This window comes from Nonomuraea sp. NPDC050202, from assembly GCF_040656115.1.
Classification (GTDB): Bacteria; Actinomycetota; Actinomycetes; order Streptosporangiales; family Streptosporangiaceae; genus Nonomuraea.
In genome coordinates this window covers 41,969-65,267 of the sequence record NZ_JBFALF010000006.1, presented here as the reverse complement: position 1 = coordinate 65,267, position 23,299 = coordinate 41,969, and the positions used below count along the sequence as shown (strand labels likewise).

Annotated in this window: 30 protein-coding genes; 12 read left to right on the top strand and 18 right to left on the bottom strand. The window is 71.8% G+C overall.

The window, feature by feature from the left end:
- Positions 1-11: 11 nt before the first annotated feature.
- Positions 12-896, bottom strand: a complete 885-nt coding sequence (locus tag AB0I79_RS19170) for a rhomboid family intramembrane serine protease (protein WP_357874489.1) — start codon at positions 894-896, stop codon at positions 12-14.
- Between the two features lie 115 nt (positions 897-1,011).
- Positions 1,012-1,548, bottom strand: a complete 537-nt coding sequence (locus AB0I79_RS19165; RefSeq protein WP_357874486.1) for a peptidylprolyl isomerase — start codon at positions 1,546-1,548, stop codon at positions 1,012-1,014.
- A 222-nt stretch (positions 1,549-1,770) separates the two neighbouring features.
- Here AB0I79_RS19165 and AB0I79_RS19160 point away from each other — a divergent pair, with 222 nt between their 5' ends.
- Both AB0I79_RS19160 and AB0I79_RS19155 read left to right on the top strand, forming a co-directional pair.
- On the top strand, positions 1,771-2,208 hold the full coding sequence (locus AB0I79_RS19160; protein WP_357874483.1) for a YtxH domain-containing protein: 438 nt from the start codon (positions 1,771-1,773) through the stop codon (positions 2,206-2,208).
- 143 nt (positions 2,209-2,351) lie between these two features.
- Complete coding sequence (locus AB0I79_RS19155; RefSeq protein ID WP_357874480.1) at positions 2,352-3,428, top strand: hypothetical protein; 1,077 nt, start codon at positions 2,352-2,354, stop codon at positions 3,426-3,428.
- Positions 3,429-3,452: 24 nt separating this feature from the next.
- On the opposite strand, the gene AB0I79_RS19150 is transcribed toward AB0I79_RS19155, so the two are convergent.
- Entirely contained in the window at positions 3,453-3,968 is a 516-nt protein-coding gene (locus AB0I79_RS19150; RefSeq protein WP_357874477.1) for a hypothetical protein, read from the bottom strand.
- Positions 3,969-4,091: 123 nt separating this feature from the next.
- Here AB0I79_RS19150 and AB0I79_RS19145 point away from each other — a divergent pair, with 123 nt between their 5' ends.
- Together AB0I79_RS19145 and AB0I79_RS19140 are read left to right on the top strand one after the other, a co-directional pair.
- Positions 4,092-4,763, top strand: a complete 672-nt coding sequence (locus AB0I79_RS19145; protein ID WP_357874474.1) for a response regulator transcription factor — start codon at positions 4,092-4,094, stop codon at positions 4,761-4,763.
- Positions 4,760-6,106 carry an ATP-binding protein gene (locus tag AB0I79_RS19140; RefSeq protein ID WP_357874471.1) on the top strand — a complete coding sequence of 449 codons (1,347 nt, stop codon included), beginning with the start codon at positions 4,760-4,762 and terminating at the stop codon, positions 6,104-6,106. Before AB0I79_RS19145 ends, AB0I79_RS19140 begins: the two co-directional genes overlap by 4 nt.
- Here the strand turns inward: AB0I79_RS19140 and AB0I79_RS19135 are convergent.
- Both AB0I79_RS19135 and AB0I79_RS19130 read right to left on the bottom strand, forming a co-directional pair.
- Positions 6,050-7,024 (bottom strand): GNAT family N-acetyltransferase, encoded by a 975-nt coding sequence (locus AB0I79_RS19135; protein ID WP_357874469.1) that lies wholly within the window; start codon positions 7,022-7,024, stop codon positions 6,050-6,052. The genes AB0I79_RS19140 and AB0I79_RS19135 overlap by 57 nt on opposite strands.
- 9 nt (positions 7,025-7,033) lie before the next feature.
- The gene (locus AB0I79_RS19130; RefSeq protein WP_357874467.1) at positions 7,034-7,828 is read right to left on the bottom strand and encodes an MBL fold metallo-hydrolase; all 795 of its coding nucleotides are present in this window, start codon (positions 7,826-7,828) and stop codon (positions 7,034-7,036) included.
- 44 nt (positions 7,829-7,872) lie between these two features.
- On the opposite strand from AB0I79_RS19130, the gene AB0I79_RS19125 reads away from it, so the two are divergent.
- Complete coding sequence (locus AB0I79_RS19125; protein ID WP_357874465.1) at positions 7,873-8,304, top strand: VOC family protein; 432 nt, start codon at positions 7,873-7,875, stop codon at positions 8,302-8,304.
- On the opposite strand, the gene AB0I79_RS19120 is transcribed toward AB0I79_RS19125, so the two are convergent.
- From AB0I79_RS19120 to AB0I79_RS19100, 5 genes are all read right to left on the bottom strand, one after another.
- Positions 8,305-8,946 carry a response regulator transcription factor gene (locus tag AB0I79_RS19120; protein ID WP_357874462.1) on the bottom strand — a complete coding sequence of 214 codons (642 nt, stop codon included), beginning with the start codon at positions 8,944-8,946 and terminating at the stop codon, positions 8,305-8,307.
- A 22-nt stretch (positions 8,947-8,968) separates the two neighbouring features.
- Positions 8,969-10,135 (bottom strand): histidine kinase, encoded by a 1,167-nt coding sequence (locus tag AB0I79_RS19115; protein WP_357874460.1) that lies wholly within the window; start codon positions 10,133-10,135, stop codon positions 8,969-8,971.
- 69 nt (positions 10,136-10,204) lie between these two features.
- Entirely contained in the window at positions 10,205-10,525 is a 321-nt protein-coding gene (locus tag AB0I79_RS19110) for a hypothetical protein (protein WP_357874457.1), read from the bottom strand.
- 222 nt (positions 10,526-10,747) lie between these two features.
- Positions 10,748-10,870 (bottom strand): hypothetical protein, encoded by a 123-nt coding sequence (locus AB0I79_RS19105; protein ID WP_357874454.1) that lies wholly within the window; start codon positions 10,868-10,870, stop codon positions 10,748-10,750.
- 32 nt (positions 10,871-10,902) lie between these two features.
- The gene (locus AB0I79_RS19100) at positions 10,903-12,705 is read right to left on the bottom strand and encodes an NAD(P)/FAD-dependent oxidoreductase (RefSeq protein ID WP_357874451.1); all 1,803 of its coding nucleotides are present in this window, start codon (positions 12,703-12,705) and stop codon (positions 10,903-10,905) included.
- Positions 12,706-12,859: 154 nt separating this feature from the next.
- Here AB0I79_RS19100 and AB0I79_RS19095 point away from each other — a divergent pair, with 154 nt between their 5' ends.
- From AB0I79_RS19095 to AB0I79_RS19085, 3 genes are read left to right on the top strand one after another with little or no spacing between them, the layout of a single operon-like run.
- Positions 12,860-14,188: a hypothetical protein gene (locus AB0I79_RS19095; protein ID WP_357874449.1), complete on the top strand. Its 1,329-nt coding sequence runs from the start codon at positions 12,860-12,862 to the stop codon at positions 14,186-14,188.
- Between the two features lie 52 nt (positions 14,189-14,240).
- Positions 14,241-14,573, top strand: coding sequence for a winged helix-turn-helix domain-containing protein (locus AB0I79_RS19090; protein WP_357874446.1), 333 nt, complete (start codon positions 14,241-14,243; stop codon positions 14,571-14,573).
- A complete protein-coding gene (locus AB0I79_RS19085) occupies positions 14,573-14,839 on the top strand; it encodes a hypothetical protein (protein ID WP_357874444.1) in 267 nt (88 codons plus the stop codon). Before AB0I79_RS19090 ends, AB0I79_RS19085 begins: the two co-directional genes overlap by 1 nt.
- A gap of 6 nt (positions 14,840-14,845) precedes the next feature.
- On the opposite strand, the gene AB0I79_RS19080 is transcribed toward AB0I79_RS19085, so the two are convergent.
- Positions 14,846-15,292 carry a protein phosphatase gene (locus AB0I79_RS19080; protein ID WP_357874441.1) on the bottom strand — a complete coding sequence of 149 codons (447 nt, stop codon included), beginning with the start codon at positions 15,290-15,292 and terminating at the stop codon, positions 14,846-14,848.
- A gap of 116 nt (positions 15,293-15,408) precedes the next feature.
- A complete protein-coding gene (locus tag AB0I79_RS19075; protein ID WP_357874439.1) occupies positions 15,409-16,197 on the bottom strand; it encodes a GDSL-type esterase/lipase family protein in 789 nt (262 codons plus the stop codon).
- A 196-nt stretch (positions 16,198-16,393) separates the two neighbouring features.
- Between AB0I79_RS19075 and AB0I79_RS19070 the strand changes: the two genes are divergently transcribed.
- Positions 16,394-17,011 (top strand): helix-turn-helix domain-containing protein, encoded by a 618-nt coding sequence (locus tag AB0I79_RS19070; RefSeq protein WP_357874437.1) that lies wholly within the window; start codon positions 16,394-16,396, stop codon positions 17,009-17,011.
- Here the strand turns inward: AB0I79_RS19070 and AB0I79_RS19065 are convergent.
- The 5 genes from AB0I79_RS19065 to AB0I79_RS19045 all read right to left on the bottom strand — a co-directional run bounded on the left by AB0I79_RS19065 (position 16,959) and on the right by AB0I79_RS19045 (position 20,440).
- Positions 16,959-17,426 (bottom strand): DUF5946 family protein, encoded by a 468-nt coding sequence (locus AB0I79_RS19065; RefSeq protein WP_357874434.1) that lies wholly within the window; start codon positions 17,424-17,426, stop codon positions 16,959-16,961. The genes AB0I79_RS19070 and AB0I79_RS19065 overlap by 53 nt on opposite strands.
- Positions 17,427-17,529: 103 nt before the next feature.
- Positions 17,530-18,468, bottom strand: a complete 939-nt coding sequence (locus tag AB0I79_RS19060) for a cytochrome d ubiquinol oxidase subunit II (protein WP_357874431.1) — start codon at positions 18,466-18,468, stop codon at positions 17,530-17,532.
- Positions 18,468-19,706 carry a cytochrome ubiquinol oxidase subunit I gene (locus AB0I79_RS19055; protein ID WP_357874429.1) on the bottom strand — a complete coding sequence of 413 codons (1,239 nt, stop codon included), beginning with the start codon at positions 19,704-19,706 and terminating at the stop codon, positions 18,468-18,470. The genes AB0I79_RS19060 and AB0I79_RS19055 overlap by 1 nt, the downstream gene beginning before the upstream one ends.
- Before the next feature lie 3 nt (positions 19,707-19,709).
- Entirely contained in the window at positions 19,710-19,919 is a 210-nt protein-coding gene (locus AB0I79_RS19050; protein ID WP_357874426.1) for a hypothetical protein, read from the bottom strand.
- 68 nt (positions 19,920-19,987) lie between these two features.
- Positions 19,988-20,440 (bottom strand): Lrp/AsnC family transcriptional regulator, encoded by a 453-nt coding sequence (locus AB0I79_RS19045; protein WP_357874423.1) that lies wholly within the window; start codon positions 20,438-20,440, stop codon positions 19,988-19,990.
- Positions 20,441-20,503: 63 nt separating this feature from the next.
- Here AB0I79_RS19045 and AB0I79_RS19040 point away from each other — a divergent pair, with 63 nt between their 5' ends.
- Together AB0I79_RS19040 and AB0I79_RS19035 are read left to right on the top strand one after the other, a co-directional pair.
- Complete coding sequence (locus AB0I79_RS19040; RefSeq protein WP_357874421.1) at positions 20,504-21,295, top strand: AzlC family ABC transporter permease; 792 nt, start codon at positions 20,504-20,506, stop codon at positions 21,293-21,295.
- Positions 21,296-21,302: 7 nt separating this feature from the next.
- Positions 21,303-21,635, top strand: coding sequence for an AzlD domain-containing protein (locus AB0I79_RS19035; RefSeq protein ID WP_357874419.1), 333 nt, complete (start codon positions 21,303-21,305; stop codon positions 21,633-21,635).
- A 3-nt stretch (positions 21,636-21,638) separates the two neighbouring features.
- Here AB0I79_RS19035 and AB0I79_RS19030 read toward each other — a convergent pair whose 3' ends face one another.
- Positions 21,639-22,664: a protein kinase family protein gene (locus AB0I79_RS19030; RefSeq protein WP_357874416.1), complete on the bottom strand. Its 1,026-nt coding sequence runs from the start codon at positions 22,662-22,664 to the stop codon at positions 21,639-21,641.
- Positions 22,665-22,836: 172 nt separating this feature from the next.
- Between AB0I79_RS19030 and AB0I79_RS19025 the strand changes: the two genes are divergently transcribed.
- The gene (locus AB0I79_RS19025; RefSeq protein ID WP_357874413.1) at positions 22,837-23,274 is read left to right on the top strand and encodes a Fur family transcriptional regulator; all 438 of its coding nucleotides are present in this window, start codon (positions 22,837-22,839) and stop codon (positions 23,272-23,274) included.
- Positions 23,275-23,299 lie beyond the last annotated feature (25 nt).

The following is a 23,299-nucleotide window of genomic DNA, read 5'->3' as shown; positions in this document are numbered from 1 at the left end:
CCTGGGGAAGCTCAGCCGACGAAGCTGACAATCGCTGGGACGCGGACCAGCACGAGCGCCACCAAGACGGCCAGCGCTCCAGCGATCGCCAGCCCCTGCCACAGCGCCCTGTTCGTCTTCGGGGCGTGGACCAGCGCCAGGCACAGCAGCGTGCCCGTGATCAGGCCGCCGACGTGCCCGGTCCAGCTGATGCCGATGCCGGAGATGATGGGCAGCACGAACGTGATGGCCAGGTTGAGCGCGATGATCACGGCGATGCCTCGCACGTCGAGGTTGAGCTTGCGCCCCACCACGAAGACGGCGCCGAACATCCCGAAGACGGCTCCGGAGGCGCCCAGCGTCACCGTGTTCACCGGGTCCAGCCAGAAGCCGAGCACCGAGCCGCCCAGCGCGCTGAGCAGGTAGAGGGCCAGGTAGCGCCAGTGCCCGAAGGCCCGTTCGAGATAGGGGCCGATGACGAAGATGGCCCAGCCGTTGAACAGGATGTGGACCAGGTCCTGGTGGGAGAACGCGGCAGTGATCAGGCGGTAGTACTGGTCGCCTTCGGCGACCGCCGGCGCGTACATCACCAGCTCGCTGAGGAGGCGATCGCCGAGGACGAACTGGGAGCCGATGACCAGGACGTTGAGGGCCAGGATGACGTACGTGACGATGGGCGTGCGTACGACGTTGCCGCCGAACGTGGACTTGGCCTGGCGGATGCCCTTGTTGCCTTCGGCGACGCACTCGGGGCACTGGAAGCCGACGGCGGCATCACGCATGCAGTCGGGACAGATGGGACGCTCGCAACGCTGGCAGCGGACCCAGGTCTCCCTGTCGGGGTGCCGGTAGCACGTGGGCACCGCCTCAGCGGGCTGCTCGGGCTGCGGGGGCGGGCTCGGCGGCTGGCTGGTCATGACCGAAGCCTAAGGCTTGCGCGACCATGCCGCGTGAGGGCCGATCGGTGAAGGGCGAGCCCGGCCGGCGCCCCCGGCGTAGCGGGGGCGGGGCGGGCGGGCGGCGGGTGGGCCGTCAGGCCTGGACGCGGTCGATGGTGACCGACTCCAGGATGACGTCCTCCGCCGGGCGGTCGCGGCGGTCGGTGCGGGTCTTGGCGATGGCGTCGACGACCTCCTGGCCCTCGACGACCTCACCGAAGATCGTGTGCTTGCCGTTGAGGTGCGGCGTCGGCACGACCGTGATGAAGAACTGCGAGCCGTTGGTGCCCTTGCCGAAGCGGATGCCGGCGTTGGCCATGGCGAGCAGGTAGGGGCGGTTGAAGTAGAGCTCCGGGTGGATCTCGTCGTCGAACTCGTAGCCGGGGCCGCCGATGCCCTGGCCGAGCGGGTCGCCGCCCTGGATCATGAAGCCGGAGATCACCCGGTGGAAGATCGTGCCGTCGTAGTAGCGGCCGGTGCTCTTCTCGCCGGTGCCCGGATGCGTCCACTCACGGGAGCCTTCGGCCAGCTCCACGAAGTTGCGCACCGTCTTCGGCGCCTTGGTGGGGAAGAGTTCTACCTTGATATTGCCGCGGTTCGTCTGCAGGTTTGCGATCAGCTTCTCAGCCACGAGACAGCTGCCCCCCTCTATGCACAGGGTTGGTTTTGTGGTGTTTTGAGGATTATGGCCGTACGGCCTCCAGAGCCATCCTCCCATGGACGGCGATGATTGAGCCGCCTTGTCCGGGGCAGGTCAGGCTGCGGGGCCCCAACGACAGGGGAGGTTGTCGTGTCCCTGAGAATGAAGAGACGCCGCGTGGCCATAGAAGTACCGGCCTCGTGGGTGGGTCGCATGAAGGACCAGGCCGTACGAACCGGCCGCCGAATGCAGCCCATGGCGGACCAGGCCAAGGTGGCCGCCGCCCACCGGATCGAAGACGCCCGCTACTGGGCGGCGCCGCGGCTGGAGTCCGCGGCGCACGGGTTCGAGGAGCAGATCGCACCCAAGGTCAGCTCCATGCTGACCAACGCGGCCAGGCGAATCGATCCCAAACCGTCGCGGTCGCGGCGGTGGCCGATGCTCGCTCTGCTGACCGGCCTTGCGGTGGGAACGATCGGTTACATGTTCTACCGCCGGAACGCGCAGCAGTGGACCGAGCACATGAAGGACTCCGCCTCCGATGCCTCACGCTGGGTCAATGAGAAGGCTGACAGGGCATCCGAGTCCGCGGACCGCATGGCGGCCAACGTGTCGGACAAGGCGGATGAGGCGTCACGCAGGATGTCGTGACCGCCTTGGCACGCCGGTAGCGCGCCCCCGTGACGATCGCCGTCACGGGGGCGCGCCTCTGCGTGCGGGGGCTCGGACGGACGACCCCGGCTCCCGCCGGCGACCCGTTGACGTGAGACCAAGCGCTTGTTAGAAAGCCGGGCATGGCGCTGTCACCGCTCGACGACTACCCCGTCCACCAGGCCGCCCAGGTCATGCGGCACGTGACCACCGGAGACCGCAACTTCTACGACCGCTACTACTTCAACTGCCACGCCGCCTCCGACGAGCTCATGCTCATCGTCGGCCTCGGCCAGTACCCCAACCTGGGCGTCACCGACGCCTTCGCCTGCGTACGCACCCCCGACCTCCACCGGGTGGTCCGCGCCTCGCGCGAGCTGGGCGCGGACCGCATGGACACGCGGGTCGGGCCGTTCCGGGTCGAGGTCGTCGAGGGGCTCAAGCGGCTCAGGGTGCTCCTGGAGCCGAACGAGCACGGCCTGTCCTTCGACCTCCTGTGGGAGGGGACGATCCCGGCCGTGCTGGAGCCGCGGCACTTCCTGCGGTGGCAGGAGCGGGTGGTGTTCGACTCGGTACGGATGGCCCAGACGGGGCGCTGGTCCGGACACATCAGGATCGGGGAGAGGGAGATCTCCGTCACACCCGACCGCTGGATGGGCACCAGGGACCGGTCATGGGGGATCAGACCCGTCGGCGAGCCGGAGCCGCCCGGGATCATGGCCAAGAACCCCGGGACGTTCTACTGGCTCTACGCGCCGATGCGCTTCGACGACCATGCCATCCTCTGCATCGTCCAGGAGGACGAGCGGGGCCGCCGGCTGCTGGAGGAGGCCGTACGCGTGTGGCCCGACGGCCGCGAGGAGGAGTACCTCGGCAGACCGGAGTACCGCCCGGTCTACGCCCCCGGCACCCGCGACGTCGTCGAGGCCACGATCACGTTCGCGCCGCCCGGCGGCAAGCCGTTCGACGTGCGCTGCACGCCGCTGCTGCCCGTCCATCTCATGGTGGGCACCGGCTACGGGCTGGAGCAGGAGTGGCGGCACGGGATGTACCAGGGCGCCGGGCCCGTCGTGCAGGGCGTGACGTACCGGCTGCCCGACGACGCCGCCAGGATGTGGGGCCTGGTGGACGCCGTCGGGCGGTTCGAGTACGACGGGCTCGTGGGCCACGGGCTCTTCGAGTACTGGGCACTGGGGCCGCACCCGTCGTTCCCGGAATGAGCCCCCGGGCGAGCCCCGGCTCGCCTACTCCGCGGGCTTCTTGCAGATGATCTTGACGGTCTCGGCCGGGCCGCCCTCGGGCGGGGTCACGCCCTCGAGGCGCTCGGCGCCCTCGACACGCTCGACGCCCTCGGCGGGCAGGGCAGGCAGGGCGGGCACCGCCTTGGCGAAGTCGTCCGGCGAGAGCTTCTCGGCCTCCTCCGGCGAGAGCTCCTTCACCTTGGAGAACTTCTCGATCTCCTCGGGCGTGAGCGGCTCGGCCTTCCGGACCGCCACGCCCCCGTCGGGCAGCCGCTCGACCTTCACCGCGCTGCTGTCGTCGACACGTGTCGCCTTGCCGTCGGGGCCGACCACGACGCCTTCCTTGAGCGGCTTGGCCGGCAGGGCCGGGACCACCTCGACGACCTTGCCGTCGGGCGTCGTGCAGGTCACCTTCGAGCCCGCGGCCGGGGAGGGCTCGTCGGCCATGGCGGAGCCGGCCAGGCCGGTGATGGCGAGCACGGCGACCGTGCCGAGCACCGCGAGACGACGCTTGAACATGGATTCTCCTCACTGGGGACAACCGAACGCCTCGAGGATGGCCACCCGTACCTGAAGTGATCCTGAAGAGCGCCTGAGTGATCTTCAGGTTGGCTTTAGGTGCGCTGAGGCACCCTGGTCGGCGTGCGAGTGTTACTGGTGGAGGACGAGGAGCGGCTGGCCGACCTGGTCAAGGGCGGGCTGGCGGGCGAGGGCTTCGCGGTGGACGTGGCCCACGACGGCCGCGACGGGCTGTGGATGGCCACCGAGAACGCCTACGACGTGATCGTCCTGGACGTGATGCTGCCCAGGCTGAACGGGTACGCGGTCTGCTCCAGGCTGCGCGAGGCGGGCGACTGGACGCCGATCATGATGCTCACGGCCAAGGACGGCATCTACGACGAGGCCGAGGCCCTGGACAACGGGGCCGACGACTACCTGGCCAAACCCTTCTCGTACGTGGTGCTGCTGGCCAGGCTGCGCGCGCTGGTGCGGCGGGGCGGGCGCGAGCGGCCGGTGTCGATCGGCGTCGGTGACCTCGTGATCGACCCGGCGGGGCTGCGCTGCCGCAGGGGCGAGACGGAGATCCAGCTCACGCCGAAGGAGTTCGCGGTGCTGCACGCGCTGGCGCGCCGGGCCGGGGAGGTGGTCTCCAAGAGCGAGCTGCTGGCCCAGGCGTGGGACTTCGCCTACGACGGCGACCCGAACATCGTCGAGGTCTACATCAGCGCGCTGCGCCGCAAGATCGACGTGCCGTTCGGCAGGACGACGCTGATGACGGTACGCGGCGCCGGGTACCGGCTGGAGGCCGCGTGAGCCGCTGGGGGTGGATGGTGGCCGGGCTGTCCTCCGTGCGCCTGCGGGCGACGGTGGCGGCCACGCTCGTGGTGGCGCTGGCGCTCGGGCTGGCGGCGCTGATCCTGGTGGTGGCGCTGCGCGGCACCCTGGTGAGCACCGCCGACGCCGAGGCGGCCAAGAAGGCCATGGCGGCGGCCCCGTACGCGGAGACGCTCGAGCTCAAGCAGCCCGACGACGCCGGGTTGCGGCCGGTGACGCCCGCCACGCCGGCGGAGACCGCCCCGCTCGTCCAGGGCAAGGCCGGCGAGGTGCGCCTGAAGGACGGCAGGGCGGTGCGGATCGCCGACCCCGACCTCCTGGTGACCAGGAAGCAGGCCGCCGCCGCCTCGGGATGGGCGGACCCGGGCGAGTACGCGGTCGCCGGGGTCGAGGTGGCCACCGCGGCCGGGCCCGCCATGGTGATGGCCCGGGTGTCGCTGGACAGCGCGCAACAGGCCCTCCAGACGCTGTACCAGACCCTGCTGCCCGGCGTGCCCGCGCTGCTGGCCGTGGTGGCGGGGATGACGTGGTTCTCGGTGGGCCGGGCGCTCGGCCCCGTGGCGGCGATCAGGGCCAAGGTGGCCGACATCACGGCCCGCGACCTGAACCAGCGGGTGCCCGTACCGCGCTCCAAGGACGAGATCGCCGCGCTGGCGACCACCGTGAACGGCACGCTCGACCGGCTGGAGACCGCCGTGGAGCGGCACAAGAGGTTCGTCGCCGACGCCGCGCACGAGCTGCGCAGCCCCATCGCGACCCTGCGGGCCCGGCTGGAGCTGGCCGAGCCCAGCGAGCTCACCGAGGAGGCCCTGGCCGACGTCGAGCGCCTGCAGTCGCTGGCGGCCGACCTGCTCATGCTGGCCAAGCTGGACGCCGGCGAGCCGCTGCGCGTGGCCGAGCTCGACCTGGGCCAGGTGGCCGCCGAGGCGGCGCTGCGGGCCAGGCGGCGGCCGGAGGTGCGGGTGGAGCTGGACGTCGAGCCCGACGTGGTGATGAAGGGATCGAGCGCGCACCTCGACCGCCTGGTGACGAACCTGGCCGACAACGCCGTACGGCACGCCGCCTCGACCGTACGGGTCCGCGTGGCCGCGGACGGCGGGCAGGCGGTGCTGGAGGTGTGGGACGACGGGCCGGGGATCCCGCCCGGCCAGCGGGAGGCGGTGTTCGGCCGGTTCACCCGGCTGGACGAGGCGCGGGCCAGGGACGCGGGCGGCGCCGGGCTGGGGCTGCCGATCGCGCGGGACATCGCGCTCCTGCACGAGGGGTCACTCGTGTACGGCGACCGGGGGTTCGTCGCGTGTTTCCCGCTGCCTGACGGGTAGCGCGTAGGTCGTGCTGCTCCTGGTGACCATGAAACCGGCCCGCTCGTACACGCCGACGGCGCCCGTCGGGTTGTCGAGGTCCACGTTCAGCCCGGCGTTGCGATATCCCTGGCGCGCGAAGGCGGCCAGCGCGTGAGCGATCAGCGTGCTCGCCACGCCCTTGCCGCGCCACTCCCGCAGCGTGCCGACGATCATGATCCGGGCCTGGTCGCCGGAGGCGTGGGTGATCAGCGCGCCCACCACCCGGCCGCCGGCCAGGGCCAGGAACGAGGACAGGGGGCGGAAGTTGCGGGAGCCGGTGATGTGGCCGGCCCAGCTCTCCCTGGTGTGCGGCACGGCGCCCCAATGGTCCCTGAACGACTCGTTGCGTACGTGACGGGCGCCCTCGTCCAGCTCGGGCGTCCAGGTGGCGATCGTCACCCCGACGGAGGTCCTGGGCTCGGGCAGGCCGCCCTCCAGGCCCCGCTCCATCAGCGCGAACCTGCGCACGGCGGCGAAGCCGGCACTCGTGGCCAGCGCGTGGGCGCCCGGGTTGCGGTCGTCCGCGGCGAGGTGGATCTCCGTGCGAACGCCGGGGAAGGCCCGCTCGCTGAGCGCCGGCGCCGCGCCGACGGCCCAGCCGACGATCCGCCTGCCGAATCCCCGCCTGCGGTAGGCCGGGTGCACGCCGCCCCACAGCCGCAGCACGTGCACCCCGCCCTCCGCGGACTGCCTGACCGGCAGGTGGCCGAAGGCCGCGACGCGGTCGCCGTCCCTGGCCGCGAGCGTGCTCCCCGCCAGGTCGATCCGGCGGTGGAAGAGCTGCTCGCGCACGTCCTCCACGCTGTGACGCTCGCCGGCGCCGTCGGCGTCCGCCATCGCGGCCCACAGGCCGGCCAGCGCGTGGGCGTCCTCGGGTTTCAGCGGCCCCCATTCCATGCCCGTGGCCTAGGCGTCGAGCTGCATGAAGGCGCGGGCGATCGCCTGACGGGAGACGTCCTCCGGGTAGGGGAACGACTTGATCATGTCGCGCAGCCCCTCCACGTGGGCCTGCTTGGCCAGGTCGGCCACCAGGGCCAGCTCGTCGTGCTGCGCCAGCGCGTACGACCGGTCCACCACCGCGCCGTGCCCCGGCACGATCACCTGCTCGGGCATCTCGTTGAGCATCGCCGCCAGGGTGCCCGGCCAGTCGAGCGGGTACGAGTCGGCGAACGCCGGCGGCGCCCCCTCCTCCACCAGGTCACCGGCGAACACCACGCCCGCGTCGGGCACGTGCGCCACCACGTCGTTGCTGCTGTGCCCGAGCCCGAAGTACCGCAGGTGCACCATGCGGCCGCCGATGTCGAGGCCGGCCGCCACGGTGAACGTGTGGTCGGGCGGCACGATCGTCACCTCCTCCAGCTCCTCCCGCTGCTCCGGCCGCCGCTCGATCAGGGCGGCGCGCTGCTGCTCCCCGTCGGCCTCGATCTCCTCGACGCACCTGGCGTGGCCCCAGATCTCGGCGGGCAGGAAGATCGCGTTGCCGAAGTAGTGGTCGAAGTGGGAGTGGCTGTTGACGACCGTCCACGGGCTGGTGGTGATCGTACGGACGGCTTCGACGAGGTCCTGCGCCTCCCGGTGCGAGCTTCGGGTGTCGAGCACCAGGCAGTGCCCGTCGCCCACGATCAGTCCGGTGTTGAGGTCGTACGACCGATGCCGCCGGACGTAAACCCGGTCGCCTACCTCCTGCCATTGCTCGTTCATGTCCACCGACTCTAACTTTTGAGCCCTACTTTTAGGATCGTTGCATGGCATATGACTTCCAGGTCGTCGTCGACTCGGGCGACCCGCACCCCCTGGCCGACTGGTGGGCCGACGCGCTCGGCTGGCAGGTGGAGGCGCAGGACGAGTCGTTCATCAGGGAGTTGATCGACAAGGGTCACGCCTCCGAGGACGACACGACGACGCACAACGGCGCGCTGGTGTGGAAGGCGGGCGCGGCCATCAGGCACCCCGACGGCCTCGAACGTGCTCCGCGCGTGCTGTTCCAGCTCGTGCCCGAGCCCAAGTCGGTCAAGAACCGCGCGCACCTCGACATCCGGGTCGGGGCCGGCAACATCGAGGCGGAGGTCGCGCGGCTGACCGCCAGGGGCGCCAAGGAGCTGCACCGGGGCCGCCAGGGGCCCAACTGGTGGGTCACGCTCGCCGACCCGGAGGGCAACGAGTTCTGCGTGTCCTGATCAGCGCCGCAGGTACGCCAGCACCGCCAGCACCCTGCGGTGCCCGTCGGCGGCGGGTGGCAGGTCGAGCTTGGTGAAGATGTTGGCGATGTGCTTGGCCACGGCCGCCTCGGTGACGTGGAGCTCCTTGGCGATCGACGCGTTCGCGCGGCCCTCGGCGATGAGGCCGAGCACCTCCTGCTCGCGCGGGGTGAGCCTGCCCAGCGGGTCGCGCCGCCGCCTCAGGAGCTGGCGCACCACCTCGGGATCCACGACCGTGCCGCCGCCCGCCACGCGGTCGAGGGCGTCGACGAACTCGCGTACGTCGCCGATGCGGTCCTTCAGCAGGTAGCCGACGCCCGCGCCGCCGCCGGACTCCAGCAGCTCGGCCGCGTACGTCTGCTCCACGTACTGGCTGAGCACCAGCACCGCCAGGTCCGGGTGGCGGGCGCGCAGCTCCAGCGCGGCGCGCAGGCCCTCGTCGGCGAAGCCGGGCGGCATGCGCACGTCGGTCACCACGGCCTCGGGGCGGTGCTCGGCCACGGCCTCGACCAGGGCGGGCGCGTCGCCGACGGAGGCGACGACGGTGTGACCGAAGCGTTCGAGCAGGCCGGCCAGGCCCTCCCTGAGCAGGACGGCGTCCTCGGCGATCACCACGCGCACGGTCTCTCCCCTTCCCTCGCGCTCAGCACGGGATCTCCGCCCGCAGCCGGGTCGGGCCGCCTGGCGGGCTCGACAGGGACAGTCTCCCCTCGACCACGGACAGCCGGTCCGCCAGCCCCGTCAGCCCTGTCCCCTTGCCGGGGTCGGCCCCGCCGACGCCGTCGTCGCGCACCTCGACGACGAGCGTGCCGCGCTCGATCCGGCCGGTGACGGCTCCCCTGGCGGCCCCGCTGTGCTTGGCGAGGTTCGCCAGGGCCTCGCTGACCACGTAGTACGCCGTCACCTCGACCGGGGCCGGCAGCCGGCCGGGCAGGTCGACGTCCACGTCCACCGGCACGGGGGAGCGCCCTGCCACGTCCTGCACCGCCGCGGCCAGCCCCCGGTCGGTGAGCACCGGGGAGTGCACGCCCCTGATCAGCTCGCGCAGCTCCGCCAGCGCCTGCTTGGCCTCGTCGTGGGCCAGCCGGATCAGGCGGGCCGCCTCCGACCCCTCGGGCAGGTCCAGGCCGGCGACGCCGAGCGACATGGACAGCGAGACCAGCCGCTGCTGGGCGCCGTCGTGCAGGTCCCGCTCGATCCTGCGGCGCTCCATCTCGAACGCGTCCACCAGCCGCGCCCGCGACCGCAGCACCTCGGTGAGCTCGGACTGCGCAGGCGCCAGGATCGCGCGGGCCATCGCGCCGCGCGCGCCGGCCCAGGCGGTGATCGTGTACGCGGCGACGGGCAGCAGCAGCGCGCCCGCGAGGGTGGACAGCACGCCGGCGATCGGCGTCAGCTCGTCCTGGAGCACCGGGGACAGGGCCAGGACCAGCGGGCCGCCGATCGTGAACGCCAGCATGATCAGATCGATCCACCACAGCACGAGGAGAGTCATGATCGCCAGCCCGGCCTCGCGCCAGCGCCGGTGCGGCGCCTCGGGCACGGGGACGACGTCCACCAGGCGCAGGCGGAGGCGTTCGAAGGGCGCGACCAGCACGCTGCCCAGGGCCAGCGCGGCCAGGCCCGTGACGACGCCCAGCGCCGGGGTGACGAGCGTGCCGCCGGCGGCCGCGGCCGCCGCGACGCACCCCGCGGCCACGCCGGGAACGGCGCTGGCCGCCAGGTACGCCGCGCCGCGCCAGGGCCAGCCGGAGGCCAGGAACGGCAGAGGGTGCCGGGTCAGGGCTTCGAGCGCGGTCCTGTTGAGCACCCTGTGACCGTATCGGCCGAGGTCAGGGGCGCGCAGTAGTGCCAGGGATAGCTTCCGCGCCCGCGCCTGTCACCCGTACGGCCCGTTGCCGCCGGACACCACCGGCGCGTTGACCTGGCTTCCCGCGGGCCGCCTGACGTAGGGCAGCACCCCGATCTGGAAGTCGTCCTCGTAGATGATGGTGCCGGGATCGGGTGAGCGCACGACGTCGTACGCGACGCCGTACCGGCGCAGCAGGTCCTCCAGCGGCGCGAGCGCGTCGATGAGGCAGGCCGCGCCCGGCTTGAACCACGGGACGGCGCGGATGGTGTTGCCGTCCGCGTAGAACGGCGGGTACGGCAACCGCGCGATGAACCAGTCGTCCACCTTCGTGAACAGTTCGTCGTCCACCGGGGTCAGCCGACCGGCGCGGCGGAGATGGTGACAGGCGGCGAAGATGCCCACGGGCACGCCGAGCCGTCCGTAATAGCGGACCTGGAACCGTACAAAAGGGCCGCCGTCGCCTTTGCGCAGGGGTTTCCGGCTTCCATGAGTCACATTGCTGGTTTACCCCGTCTGATCGGCGGGCCCACGAAACGCCTACCCTGCGGACACGCTTGTCGCACGCCGCGGTCAGGAGTTCGCGGTCCCCCGGCGGCCGAACTGGTCCGCCACGGCGTCGAACACGGGCACCGCCGCGCCCGGATTGCCCTCGTGGTCCAGCTCCCAGTTCGGCGGGTACTCGACGATGCGCACCTCGCCGAGCAGGCCGCGGGTGCCGGCGACGGCTACCGATCTTGGCGCCAGCGGCGGAAGTCGAGGCCCTCGAACGCGCCCGACTCGCGCCAGCCGTCGATGTAGGCGAAGTACGCCATCGCCCCGTGCGGGTGGCCGACGCCGAGCCAGCTCTTCCTGCCGGGATCCTGGCCCTCGTTGTTGTAGTAGCCGGGCGTGCAGTCCTGGGAGCCGAGCAGGCGGCCGGTGCCCGACAGGAGGAACTCCACCCAGCCCTCCTCCGCCTCCTTGGTGGGCTCGACCTCCGCGTACCCGTGGTCGACGGCGTGCCTGACGGTGACGGCGATGGTCCTGCCCGCCTCCGTCAGGTTGTGCGGGATGTTGGAGATGAGGTTGGCGCCCTGCGTCGGCTGGACGAGGAAGGCGTTGGGGAAGCCGTGCACGTGGACGCCGTGCAGCGTGCGCATGCCGTCGGCCCAGTGCTCCGACAGCCGGACGCCGCCGCGCCCGGTCAGGTCGTAGCCGGCGCGGCGGGTGTAGTCGGTGCCGACCTCGAAGCCCGAGGCGTAGATGACGCAGTCCACCTCGTACTCCCGGCCCGCCGCCACCACGCCCCGGGCCGTGATGCGCTCGACGCCCTTGCCGCCGGTGTCCACGAGGTGGGTGTTCGGCAGGTTGAACGCCTGGAGGTACTCGTCGTGGAAGCAGGGGCGCTTGCAGAGCTGGCGGTACCAGGCCTTCAGGTTGCGCGCGGTCTCCGGGTCCTGGACGACGGCGTCCACGCGGGCGCGGATCTCCTCCATCTTCTCGAAGTCGGCGTCCTCGAAGGCGGCCAGCATGCTCTCCTGGGTGAGCTCCTCGGGCCGCAGGTGCTCGATCTTGGCGCGGAAGCGGCGGGAGATGTCGGTCCAGCCGTCCATGACCAGGTCCTTCTCGGCGGGGGCGCCGGTCTGGTTGGCCGTGAAGTTCTCCAGCCAGCGCTGCTGCCAGCCGGGCGTCGCGATCGTGGCGAACCACTCGGGGTCGGTCGGCCGGTTGTCGCGCACGTCCACGGAGGACGGCGTGCGCTGGAAGACGTACAGCTCGGCGCAGGCCCTGGCCAGGTGCGGCACGCACTGCACGGCGGTGGCGCCGGTGCCGATGACGGCCACCCGCTTGTCCGCCAGCCGGTCCATCGGCGCGCCGGAGGGGTCGCCGCCCGTGTACGCGTAGTCCCAGCGGCTGGTGTGGAAGGCGTGGCCGCGGAAGTCGTCGATGCCCGGGATGCCGGGCAGCTTGGGCACGTGCAGCGGGCCGATGCCCATGGCGACGAACTGGGCGGTGAACGCGTCGCCGCGGTCGGTCCTGATCAGCCAGCGGGAGCGGGCCTCGTCCCAGGTCAGGTCCGTGACCTCGGTGTGGAGGAGGGCGTTGTCGTACAGGCCGTAGTGCTTGCCGATGCGGCGGCAGTGCTCGAGGATCTCGGGCGCGTGCGCGTACTTCTCGGTCGGCATGTGGCCGGTCTCCTCGAGCAGCGGCATGTACACGAACGAGGCCGTGTCGCACTGCGCGCCCGGGTAGCGGTTCCAGTACCAGGTGCCGCCGAAGTCGCCGCCCTTCTCCACGATGCGGACGTCCTCGACCCCCGCCTCCTTCAGCCGGGCGCCGGTGACGAGCCCGGCGAAACCGCCGCCGATGAAGGCGAACGTCACGTGGTCGGTCTTGGGGTCGCGCTCGATCCGGGGGGTGTACGGGTCGTCGAGGTAGCGGGAGAAGCGGCCGGTGAGGCGGAGGTACTGGTCGTTGCCGTCCGGGCGCAGCCGCTTGTCGCGTTCCTCGCGATATTTCCGGCGCAGGGCTTCCTTGTCGATGGTCATGGATGTCCTCCGCGAGACGCGACGACAGATTGGCGACCGAATTCCAGAATGTCATTCGGTAATGGCGCCGACAAGGGGGCCCGCGGTATCCCGGAGCGGTGACCGGGATGTCCACTATTGTGGGGGCCCGGACACACGAGGAAGCGGATCTGTCTTGGCCCATCGCGCACTGGTCATCGCCATGTTGCCGGCGATCGGGCTGCGGGTGCTCGCGGTGCTCGGCTTCCCGCCCGCGATCCTCTTCTACGGCGACTCCTTCGCCTTCCTCAAGGAGGAGCTGGCACCGGGGACCGCGCGCCCCTCCGGCTACTCCCTGCTGCTGGCGCTGCTGCGGCCCGCGCACAGCCTCACGCTGGTGACGGTCCTGCAGCACCTGCTGATGCTCGCGCTGGCGGTGGCCCTGTACGCGCTGCTGCGCCGCCGCGGCCTGCCGGGCTGGGGCGCGACGCTGCTGGTCACGCCGCTGCTCTACGACGAGTTCCTCATCCTGCTCGAGCACATGATCATGGCGGACGCCGTCTTCGTCGTGCTCGTCACGGCGGCCATCGCGCTGATCGTCTGGCGGGTCACCCCGGCCACGGCCGCCGTGGGCGGGATGCTGCTGGGCCTGGCCGGGATCACCAGGACCGTCGGCCTGCCGCTGCTGCTCCTGACCGCCGCGTACCTGCTGATCAGGCGGTACGGCTGGCGCCCCCTGGTGGCGCTGCTGGTGGCCGGGGCGATCCCGCTCGGCGCGTACGCGACCTGGATGAAGGTGGAGAAGGGCAAGTTCGGCCTCACCGAGGCCGACGGGAACTTCCTGTGGTCCAGGACCATGAGCTTCGCCGACTGCGCGGTCATCAAGCCGCCGGAGCGGCTGTCCGTGCTCTGCCCGGACATGCCGGTCGAGCAGCGGCCGTATCCGCCGCACTGGTTGTGGGAGAGCTTCTCGCCGCTGCTCAAGGTGCCGGGCACGGCCAACAGGAACCAGCTCGCCGGCGAGTTCGCCAGGCAGGCCATCCTCGCCCAGCCGGGCGCGTACCTGGGGGCGGTGGCGACCGACCTCAAGCAGCTGCTGCGCTGGGAGCGCACGGGGGTGGAGGAGAAGACGCCGTACAAGCTGCCCGTCTCCGAGCGGCCGATCAGCGAGTCGGTGCGCGGGGTGGCCGAGTCGTACGAGGCGGGCCCGGCGGCGACCCGGGTGGTGGAGCCGTTCGCCGGGTGGCTGCGGGCCTACCAGCGCTTCGGGTACGTGCCGTTCCCGCTGCTCACGCTGGCCCTGCTCGGGACGCTGGCGGCGGCGCTGGCCAGGCGGCGCTGGGACGCGCTGCTGCCGGGGCTGGCCGCGCTCGCGCTGGTCGCCTCGCCGCCGTTCCTGGCGGCCTTCGACGTACGGTACGTGATCCCGGCGATCCCGCTGATCTGCCTGGCGGCCGGGCTGGCCCTGGCCAAGGGGGACCGGGCGGCGCCGGCGGAGGAGCCGGAAGCGGTCAGGGCGGCCTGAACCGCTGTGTTACGGTGCCCCGCAAGGTGACGCTCACAGGTGATGGGAAGCTATGACGGAGGCCGGGCCGACGGGTGACGACCTGGTCGAGATGCTCGCCGCGCTGGCCAACCCGCTGCGGCTGCGCATCATCGCCCGGCTCGCGGCCGGGCGCGACTACGTGAGCCACCTGGCCCGCGAGATCGGCGTCAGCCGCCCGTTGCTGCACATGCACCTGCGGCGGCTGGAGGCCGCCGGGCTGATCGCCGGCAGCCTGGAGCTGTCGGACGACGGCAAGGCCATGAAGTACTACGAGGTCACGGACTTCAGCCTGCACCTGACCGCGTCTTCGCTGGCCGAGGCGGCCAGGACGCTCACGAGGCCGGACCCCGAGGAGGGCTCCTGATGTCGTACACCTGGCCCGAGGTGATCTTCTTCCTTGGGGTGCTGATCCTCGTCACGTTCCTGATCAGCGTCTTCACCGTGGGGATCTTCGAGTCCCGCAAGTCCCGGCGGCAGGCCGACGCGGCCGAGGAGCTGCGCGGGCTCGTGGCGCGGTTCGAGGAGCTCGCCCGGAGCACGGTGGAGGCGCAGGAGCGCATGGCCGCCGAGCTGGCGGAGCTGCGCTCCCGGACGGAGTCGATCGAGCGGATCTTGCGGACCGTGGAGTGACGCCTCCTACGGGGTGACGGGGGAGGCGTCGAAGCGGGTGACGAAGCGGCGCTGCCACGGGGTCTCGACCGCGTGCCTGTCGTAGTGCTCGCGCACGTAGGTCACCGCGCGGTCGCCGGGGACGCCGTCGAGCACGGCCAGGCAGGCCAGGGCGGTGCCGGTGCGGCCCTTGCCGCCGCCGCAGGCGACCTCGACGCGCTCTGTGGCGGCGCGGCTCCACGCCTCGCGCAGGGCCTCGGCCGCGGCCGGGCGGTCGGACGGGAGCCAGAAGTCGGGCCAGCGCACCCACCGGTGCTCCCAGCCGACGCCCGGTGGCTCCTTGCCGAGGAGGTAGAGGGCGAAGGCCGGCTGCGGGCCTGAGGGGAGGGGGTGGCGCAGGCCCCTGCCGCGGACGAGGCGGCCCGATGGCAGGCGCAGCACGCCCGTGGCTGAAGGGTCCCAAGTCTCGGTCATGAGGCCGAGCGTAATCAGGACGGCCCTGCCCGCAGCGGGCTTCCGCTTTCGGCTGACACCTGTCCGGCCCGAGGCGCCTGCGAGGCGCGGGCTTCCACCCGTACGACCTGCGCCGGTCATGTGCCCTTGATGCCGGTCAGCCAGCCGCCGGCCAGTTCGGTGACGAGGGCGCCGCCCCGGTCCGTCAGGTGGATGTGGTCCACGAGGAGCTCCCGGCCCCCCGCGCGGGCGATCTCGTCCCAGGTGCGCCGGAGCAGGTAGTGCTGGGCGGCGACGGTGAAGGCGAGCGGGAAGCTGAAGCCGTACGACGTCCGGGTGCCGTGCCGGAGGATGTCCGCCATGCGCTCGTGCAGGGCCAGGTAGTCCGTTCCCGTCCGGGCGGCGAGGTCCTTGATGGCGGCGTTGTAGCCGGTGAGGGTGCGGTTGATCGGGGCGTTCAGGTCCTCGCCGAGCGGGGGCAGGGACATGAGGGCGACGCGGGCGCCGGTGCCGCTCCTGACGCGGTCCACGATCGCGCGCAGGTTGGCGCGGTACTCGGCCGGCGGGACGCCGTTGCGTACGTCGTTGGTGCCGATGAGGAGCGTCACCGCGGCGGGGCGGCAGGCCACGATGTCGGTGTCGACGCGCTGGAGCAGGTCGGCGGTGGTGTCGCCGTTGCTGCCCGCGTTGACGAACTCGTACGCGGGGAACGCCGCGCGCAGCGAGGCCACCCAGTCGGCGCCGAGCGAGCCCTGGGTCATGCTGGCTCCGGCCGCCACGACGCGCGGCCTGGCCGCCCGCGTCGCGCAGGCGTCGGCGGGCGGGTTGTCGGCGGGGCGGAGGAAGGTGAGGTAGGCGACGGTCCCGGTGGCACAGAGCGCGGCGGCGAGCAGCAGGCTGATGGTGATGACGATGGCTCTCTTCACGGTCAGGACCCCAGGGAGCTGGTGTGGCCGGCCGTGGCCGGGCCGTCGAGTGCCTGCTCCACGACGTGCCGGCCGGTGCCACCCGGCGCGCCGGAAATGGTGATCTTCATCTAAACTCCTGGTTGGTAAACACTTACTAACCCGGATCGCAGGCTAGTGAGTGTTTACTAACCATGTCAACGGCGAGAGGGCGACCATGGGCACCAGAGACGTGATCCTCGACGCGGCGGCCGAGGTCATGGCCGAGCGAGGACTGGCCAACGTGACCACGCGCCAGATCGCGCGGGCCGCCGGCTTCACCGAGGCGGCCCTGTACAAGCACTTCCCCAGCAAGGCCGACCTGATGGTGGCCGTGATGCGGGAGCGTTCCCCCGACTTCTCCCCGCTCGCCGGGGCACTGCGCGGCGGGGGCAGCCTGGCGGACGCCCTCACCGCCGTGGCCAGGGCGGCCATCGAGCTGTACCGCGCCGGGTTCCCCATGTTCGCCTCGGTGTTCGCCGACCCGGCCACCCTGACCACGCACAAGGAAGAGCTACGGCAGGAGGGAGCCGGGCCGCACAAGCCGAACGAGGCGCTGGCCGCCTACCTGCGCGCCGAGCAGGCGGCGGGCCGGGTGCGGGCCGGGGCGGACGTGCGGGCGGCGGCCGGGCTGCTGCTCGGGGCCTGCTTCCAGTACGCGTTCCTGGAGCACATGTCGGAGGCGGGGTTCCGGGACGACAAGGAGGCGGCGGCCTCGTTCGTCCGCACGCTGCTCGACACCCTCACCCCCACGCCCACCCCCACGCCGCCACCGTGTCCGCCGCCCAGCGCCTGACGCGCTCCTCGTGCCCCTCGGCCGGGAAGGTGCCGTCCAGGGCGACGTCGGTGATCGTCGTGGCGTACCCGGACGGCGGCGTGGCGCCGCCGGGGAAGGGCGGCGCGCCGGGGAAGTCGTCCGCGCCGGGCGTGTGGCCGCCGTGGCGGTGGGAGTTGAGCCGGCGGGCGCGCCGGGTCAACGGGGTGAGGGCGGCGAGCCCGCCGCGCAGGTAGACGTGCAGCAGCGCCCACTGGGCCGGCGTGGCCGAGCCGGCGCCGCGCGAGGGGTGCTGCAGGTAGTAGCAGGCCACCGTGACGGCGTGTACGGGCGACCACGGCGGCCGCATCGAGTAGTCCAGCGTCAGCAGCTCGTGGAACAGCTCCTCGCAGGTTTTCGGCGCATCGGGGGCGCCGCACTCAGGGCAACGGGACATCGGGGTCCTCCTCGCGTCGCACGCCGCTTCGCTCAGCGGCGGGCACCGTATCAGGCGCGGGCCCCGGCCTTCATCTCCTTTCCCAGCAGGACGTCACCGAGCCTCAGAAGAACGTCACCGAGCGATCGCTCAGCCGGTGCCGGTGCACCCACCACAGCACCGCCTGGGCGGCCAGCAGGAACGGCAGGATCGGCAGCGCCACCCTCGTGAGCTGGTCGATCGTGCTCGCCCCGGCCACCCCTTCGAGCAGCCGCCCGGCCATCATGGCCCCGGCGGTCAGCGGCAGGCAGAGCGCGGCGAGCGCCGTCCCGGCGAAGGCCGCGCCGTCGCGGCCCTTCCTCAGGGCCGGCCAGGCCAGCGCGACGGCGGCCGGGCCGGCGAGACCGGGGACCAGGGCGAGGGGCACGAGGCCCGGCGCGGAGGCGAGCGGGGCCGTGGCGAGGAGCGCCAGCAGGAGCACGAGCACGACGGGCGCCAGCCGCCCGCCCGCGCGCCTGCCCCGCTCGCGCAGCTCCCCCGTCGCGCGCAGCGCCAGGAACGCCGTGCCGTGCAGGCCGAAGAGCGCCACCGTGGCCAGCGCGCCGAGCAACGCGTACGGGTTCAGCCACCAGAGCGCCCCGGCCCCGGGCTCCTGCACGGCGTTGCCGAGGAAGAGGCCTGCCGACGCGGCGAAGACCGCGCTCGCGCCCGCCTGAGCCGTCTCCCACCGCCGCTGCCAGCCGGGCTCCGGCCGGCGCGCGCGCAACCACATCCCGAGGTCGCGGACGAACCACGCCGCGACCATCACCACGATCACCGGGTACAGCGCGGTGAACAGCGCCGCCTCGGCGTCGGGGAACGTCACCGCCAGCACGCCGGCGAAGGCGATCAGCCAGACCTCGCCGGCCAGGAAGAACGGCCCGATGGCGGCGACCACCCGGCGCCTGCCCCGGGCGTCGCCGCGCAGCGCGGCCAGGAACATGCCCGCGCCGAGCGCGAACCCGTCGAGCGCGTACCAGCCGGCCAGCAGCAGGCCGACGACGAGCAGCCAGACGATCTCCATCAGCGCTCCCTGACCAGTTCCTCGTCCCCCAGCACACTTCCGAGCACCAGCGAGCGCGGCCCCGCCCTGGCGATCCTGGCGATCACGAGGTAGCCGATGACCACCAGCGTCACGTACAGGGTCGTGAAGATCACCAGCGAGGCCAGGACGCCCGCGGTGCTGATGTCCGAGACGGCCTCGCTCGTGGGCAGGACGTCGTAGATCACCCAGGGTTGCCGTCCGATCTCGCGGACCGTCCAGCCGAGGATCACGGTCAGGAACGGCAGCGGGATCGTCCAGACCCCGACCCCGAGCAGGAAACGCCGCCGCTCGATCCGGCCCCGGCCGAGCAGCACGAGGGGGACGAGCGCGAAGAGCACGTACAGGTAGGCGACCGACAACATCAGGGTGAGCGCGATGGGCACCCAGGTGGGGGCCAGGTAGTCGCCGGGGCCGTGCTCGGCGGCCATCCGCTCGGCGGCGCGCAGGGCCTCCGCGCCGCTCGCGAGCTTGGTGGGCTGGTTGCGCACCACCCACAGCACCGACGCGTCGCCGAAGCCGATGGTGAAGAAGGTGGCGACGTACCCGACGGTGAGTCCGAGCCGCATGGACAGGCGGAAGAAGGGCACCTCGCCGGTCCCCCGGCGGAAGTGCCAGGCGCTCACCCCGGCCATGAAGAAGCCGCCGACCATGAGCGCGGCGGGCAGGATGTGCCCCACGGCGAGGAGCGCGGCGGGGTTGGTGAACACCGCGCCGACGTCCACCACGCGCAGCGCGTCGCCGGCCCGCTCGAAGCCCACCGGGTTCTGCAGGAACCCGTTCGCGACCACGATGAGGTACGCCGAGCCGATCGCCGCGATCGCCACGACGTAGAAGGTCAGCAGGTGCACCACCTTCGGCAGCCGGCCCCAGCCGAAGATCCAGAGCCCGAGGAACGTCGACTCGACGAAGAAGGCGTAGAGCGTCTCCATCGCCATGGGCGCGCCGAAGAGCTCACCGGCGAAGTGCGTCAGCCCGCTCCAGTTGAGGCCGAACTGGAACTCCAGCAGCAGGCCGGAGATGATGCCCAGGCCGTAGTTGACGATGTAGATCTGTCCCCAGAACTTCGTCAGCCGCTCGTGCAGGGGGTTGCCCCGGACGACCCAGAGCGTCTGCAGGAACGCGATCAGCGGGGCGAGACCGAGCGTCAGGGCGACGAAGAGGAAGTGCAGGCTCGTCGTGATCCCGAACTCGAGCCGAGCCAGGTCGAGCGCGTCCACGGCTCAGCGCCCGGACCGCCGGAAGACCCCGAACTCGACCAGGAGCCCGAGGACGGCGCCTCCGGCGAAGGCGATGAGCTCGTCCACCCCGAGGCCGGTGTCCCGGGTCATCAGCAGGGTGACCAGCACGTTCCCGGCGACGATCCCCGCAATGACGAGGACGACGAGCCGCACCGTCCGCCCGGTGGATCCGCTGGCCTGTTCCGCACTCATGTGGGTGTCTCCTTCACAAATGTAGGCACGCTACACGTAGGCAGCCTACATGTCGGAGAACCCGGCCGCTAATCCTTGATGCGCTTCATGGTGAGGTGGGAGTCCACCCGGGAGACCGCGGGCAGCGGCAGGATCTGCCGGCTGAGGAACTTCTCGTAGGCGAACTGATCGGCCACCGCCACGCGCATGTAGTAGTCGGGCCGCCCGAACATCCGCCGGAACTCCAGCACCTCCTCCAGCGCCGCCACCCGCGACTCGAACTCCTCGACGGTCTGCAGGTCGTTGACCGCGATCTCCACCGACACGACCACCTCCAGCGAGCGGCCGAGCGCCTCGGGCGAGATCTGCGCCCGGTATCCGGCGATCACCCCGGCCTCCTCCAGGCGCTTGACCCTGCGCAGGCACGGCGGCGGCGTCAGCCCCACCCGGCGGGCCAGCTCCACGTTCGACATCCGGCCGTCCTGGGCCAGTTGGAACAAAATTTCACGATCAACATGATCCAGGATAATAGGATTGCTCATCTATCCGATTTCCTCTAACGCGTGAAACCATATTATGCGGGATACGCACTAAAATTGCTTTTCATGCGAACGCGGGATTTCACGGCGGCTGCGGCCGACACCGCCTCGGTGGGGCTGAGCCTGTTCCCCCTCGGGGTCAGCTTCGGCGTGCTGGTGGTGCACGCCGGGCTGGACTGGTGGTGGGCGACGGTGTTCACCGCCGTGATCTACGCGGGGTCGCTGGAGTTCCTGCTGCTCGGACTGGTCGCCGCCGCGACGCCCCTGGCGCAGATCGCCGTCACGGCGCTGCTGGTGAACATGCGGCACGTCTTCTACGCCCTGTCCTTCCCGCTGCGCCAGGTCCGCCCGCTCGGCCGCCTCTACGCGACCTTCGCGCTCACCGACGAGGCGTACGCGCTGACTGCGGGCGGGCGCGCCTGCGGCTGGAGCGGCGCGCGCATCCTGTGGATGCAGGCGCTGTGCCAGGCCTACTGGGTCGGCGGCGCCACCGCGGGAGCGCTCGCCGGCGCGCTGGTCCCGGTCACCCTGCACGGGCTGGACTTCGCGCTGACCGCCCTGTTCGTGGTGCTGACGATCGACGCCTGGCGGGACCGGCGCGACCTGCCGACGCCGCTGCTGGCCGCGGCCAGCTTCGCCGGTGCCGCGCTCCTGACCCCGGGGCAGCTCCTGCCGGTCGCGATGGGCCTGTTCACGGCCGGCCTGCTCATCCGGTACGCCCTGCGCCACCGCCGCCCGGCCCCGGTCATGGCCCCGGTCACCGCACCCGTCACTGCCGGCGCCACGGCCACCAGGCCGACGCCCTCGGCCCCTTCACCCGTACCGGTATCGACCTCGGGCCTGGGCCCGGAGAGGTAGCACCACCGTGCCCACCCCGCTCTACCTGGCCGCCGTCGTGGCCGTCAGCACCGCGATCACGTGGGGCCTGCGTGCCCTGCCCTTCGCCGTGCTGGGCCCGCTGCGGCGCTCGTCCGTCCTGCAGTTCCTGGCCCTGCAGATGCCCACCGGCATCATGCTGATCCTGGCCCTCTACACCCTGCGCGACCTGCGCCCCACGCCCTGGACCGCCATGGTGCCGGCCGTCCTGGCCCTGGCGGCCGCGGTCGGGCTGCACCTGAAGACCCGCAACGCGGTCATCAGCGTCCTGGGCGCGACCGCCGTGCACGTGGTGCTGTCGACGTTCTGGCACGCCGGCTGACCGCTACGCGCGGTCGAGCTCCCCGCGTGGGAAAGGCGTCCGCTTGCTCTCGCCGACCAGCCGCCCGGCGAACTCCTCGAAGACAAGAGCGGTCGCGGCGTGCCGATCGACGAGCCCGGCGACGGCCTCGGAGAGCTGATCGCGCCGGACGCCGCCCGCCACCCACTCGCGCAGGAACCGGACGTGTTCCCGCCTCTCCCGCGTGCCGCCCGGCAGATGGTGGCGGAGGAGGTGACTGGTGGTGTAGTACCGGTCGTAGGAGAGGTGATCGTCGAGGAAGCGGGACTCCTCGGCGGACAGCGTGAACCGCGTGCTCAGGGCCAGCCCCAGATCGGCGAAGTAGATCTCGCGGCCGTCGGTGAGCAGGTTCAGGAAATGGGCGTCGAAGTGCACGAACCCCTGCGAGCTCAGGAAGCCGGTGCCGCCGGCGAGTGCCTGTTCGAGCCACGGGTACGGCTCGCTCGCCCGGTGCTCCGACAGCCACGACGCCAGCGTCGCCGGCAGGTGCTCCAGGAACAGGACCAGGCTGCGCGAGGAGGCCGCGATGGCCTCCAGGCGCCTGCGCACGGCGCCGGAGCCCTCCCAGTGCGCCACGGCCCCGTCGATGCCGCCGAACTCGTCGGCGAACCCCTCCGGAGCGGTATCGGGGATCACCCGCCAGTGGCACAGGAGGGGGAACCCGGCGAAGGCGCCCGTCAGCACCCAGTTCGTGCTCATGACGTGGGCCGCCAGCTCCCGCCAGGCGCCGAACCCGGCCGAGCCGACGCCGTACTGGTAGAAGGTCGGCAGGCCGAAGACGTTGGCCGTCGACCGTACGTGCTCCGGGCGGCACTCCAGGTCGGTGAGCGGAACGCGCTTGACGAACACGCGGGTCCCGGTCACTTCCAGCTCCGCCGATCGCCCGCCGATGCCCGTCCCGCGCGGCTCGGCCGCCGCGACCAGTTCGGCCACCTCCCGGTCGCTCAGCATGGCCAGCGCGGTGGACACGGCGTCGTAGGCGGCCAGGCGAGCTGGGTCGGTGGGCGGCATGAGCTGTCGGCTCCCGGGGGGCGAGGCGGCACGTACGCTCACTCTCGCACACGTGCGGAGCAGCCGTTTTCTCAAGCTCGGCCGGGCGGACGGTAAAACCCTGACCCGGGACATAACTGGGACTGTTCGTTATCTTGTATCTCTCGTGTTTATGCCGGTAAGTTGTGGCGCCATGACCGCACCCAGGACTCCGACCACCGCCGAGGAGTTGCGCGGCGCCGGCCTGCGGGTGACCGCCGCCCGGGTCGCGTTGCTCGACACCGTCCGGCACGGCGACCACCTCGATGTCGAGGCGATCGCCTCCGGGGTGCGCGAGCGTGTGGGTCATGTCTCCCTGCAAGCCGTGTACGAAGCCCTCCACGCGCTCACCGCGGCGGGTCTCGTGCGCCGGATCGAACCGGCCGGGAGCCCGGCCCGGTACGAGGGGCGCGTGGGGGACAACCACCACCACATCGTGTGCCGGTCGTGCGGCGCGGTCGCCGACGTCGACTGTGCGGTCGGTCATGCCCCGTGCCTGCATGCCGCCGACGACCACGGCTTCACCATCGACGAGGCCGAGGTCATCTACTGGGGCCGGTGCCCCGACTGCTCCACCAACCGCACTGCGTGAGCTGCTGAACCCAAGTCCTGGAAGG

Excerpts from the sequence above, each read along its gene's own strand:
- AB0I79_RS19170 (WP_357874489.1), bottom strand. The coding sequence starts at position 896 with ATGACCAGCCAGCCGCCGAGCCCGCCCCCGCAGCCCGAGCAGCCCGCT.
- AB0I79_RS19160 (WP_357874483.1), top strand. The coding sequence starts at position 1,771 with ATGAAGGACCAGGCCGTACGAACCGGCCGCCGAATGCAGCCCATGGCG.
- AB0I79_RS19155 (WP_357874480.1), top strand. The coding sequence starts at position 2,352 with ATGGCGCTGTCACCGCTCGACGACTACCCCGTCCACCAGGCCGCCCAG.
- AB0I79_RS19150 (WP_357874477.1), bottom strand. The coding sequence starts at position 3,968 with ATGTTCAAGCGTCGTCTCGCGGTGCTCGGCACGGTCGCCGTGCTCGCC.
- AB0I79_RS19135 (WP_357874469.1), bottom strand. The coding sequence starts at position 7,024 with ATGGAATGGGGGCCGCTGAAACCCGAGGACGCCCACGCGCTGGCCGGC.
- AB0I79_RS19130 (WP_357874467.1), bottom strand. The coding sequence starts at position 7,828 with ATGAACGAGCAATGGCAGGAGGTAGGCGACCGGGTTTACGTCCGGCGG.
- AB0I79_RS19125 (WP_357874465.1), top strand. The coding sequence starts at position 7,873 with ATGGCATATGACTTCCAGGTCGTCGTCGACTCGGGCGACCCGCACCCC.
- AB0I79_RS19100 (WP_357874451.1), bottom strand. The coding sequence starts at position 12,705 with ATGACCATCGACAAGGAAGCCCTGCGCCGGAAATATCGCGAGGAACGC.
- AB0I79_RS19090 (WP_357874446.1), top strand. The coding sequence starts at position 14,241 with ATGACGGAGGCCGGGCCGACGGGTGACGACCTGGTCGAGATGCTCGCC.
- AB0I79_RS19085 (WP_357874444.1), top strand. The coding sequence starts at position 14,573 with ATGTCGTACACCTGGCCCGAGGTGATCTTCTTCCTTGGGGTGCTGATC.
- AB0I79_RS19080 (WP_357874441.1), bottom strand. The coding sequence starts at position 15,292 with ATGACCGAGACTTGGGACCCTTCAGCCACGGGCGTGCTGCGCCTGCCA.
- AB0I79_RS19070 (WP_357874437.1), top strand. The coding sequence starts at position 16,394 with ATGGGCACCAGAGACGTGATCCTCGACGCGGCGGCCGAGGTCATGGCC.
- AB0I79_RS19065 (WP_357874434.1), bottom strand. The coding sequence starts at position 17,426 with ATGTCCCGTTGCCCTGAGTGCGGCGCCCCCGATGCGCCGAAAACCTGC.
- AB0I79_RS19060 (WP_357874431.1), bottom strand. The coding sequence starts at position 18,468 with ATGGAGATCGTCTGGCTGCTCGTCGTCGGCCTGCTGCTGGCCGGCTGG.
- AB0I79_RS19050 (WP_357874426.1), bottom strand. The coding sequence starts at position 19,919 with ATGAGTGCGGAACAGGCCAGCGGATCCACCGGGCGGACGGTGCGGCTC.
- AB0I79_RS19045 (WP_357874423.1), bottom strand. The coding sequence starts at position 20,440 with ATGAGCAATCCTATTATCCTGGATCATGTTGATCGTGAAATTTTGTTC.
- AB0I79_RS19040 (WP_357874421.1), top strand. The coding sequence starts at position 20,504 with ATGCGAACGCGGGATTTCACGGCGGCTGCGGCCGACACCGCCTCGGTG.
- AB0I79_RS19030 (WP_357874416.1), bottom strand. The coding sequence starts at position 22,664 with ATGCCGCCCACCGACCCAGCTCGCCTGGCCGCCTACGACGCCGTGTCC.
- AB0I79_RS19025 (WP_357874413.1), top strand. The coding sequence starts at position 22,837 with ATGACCGCACCCAGGACTCCGACCACCGCCGAGGAGTTGCGCGGCGCC.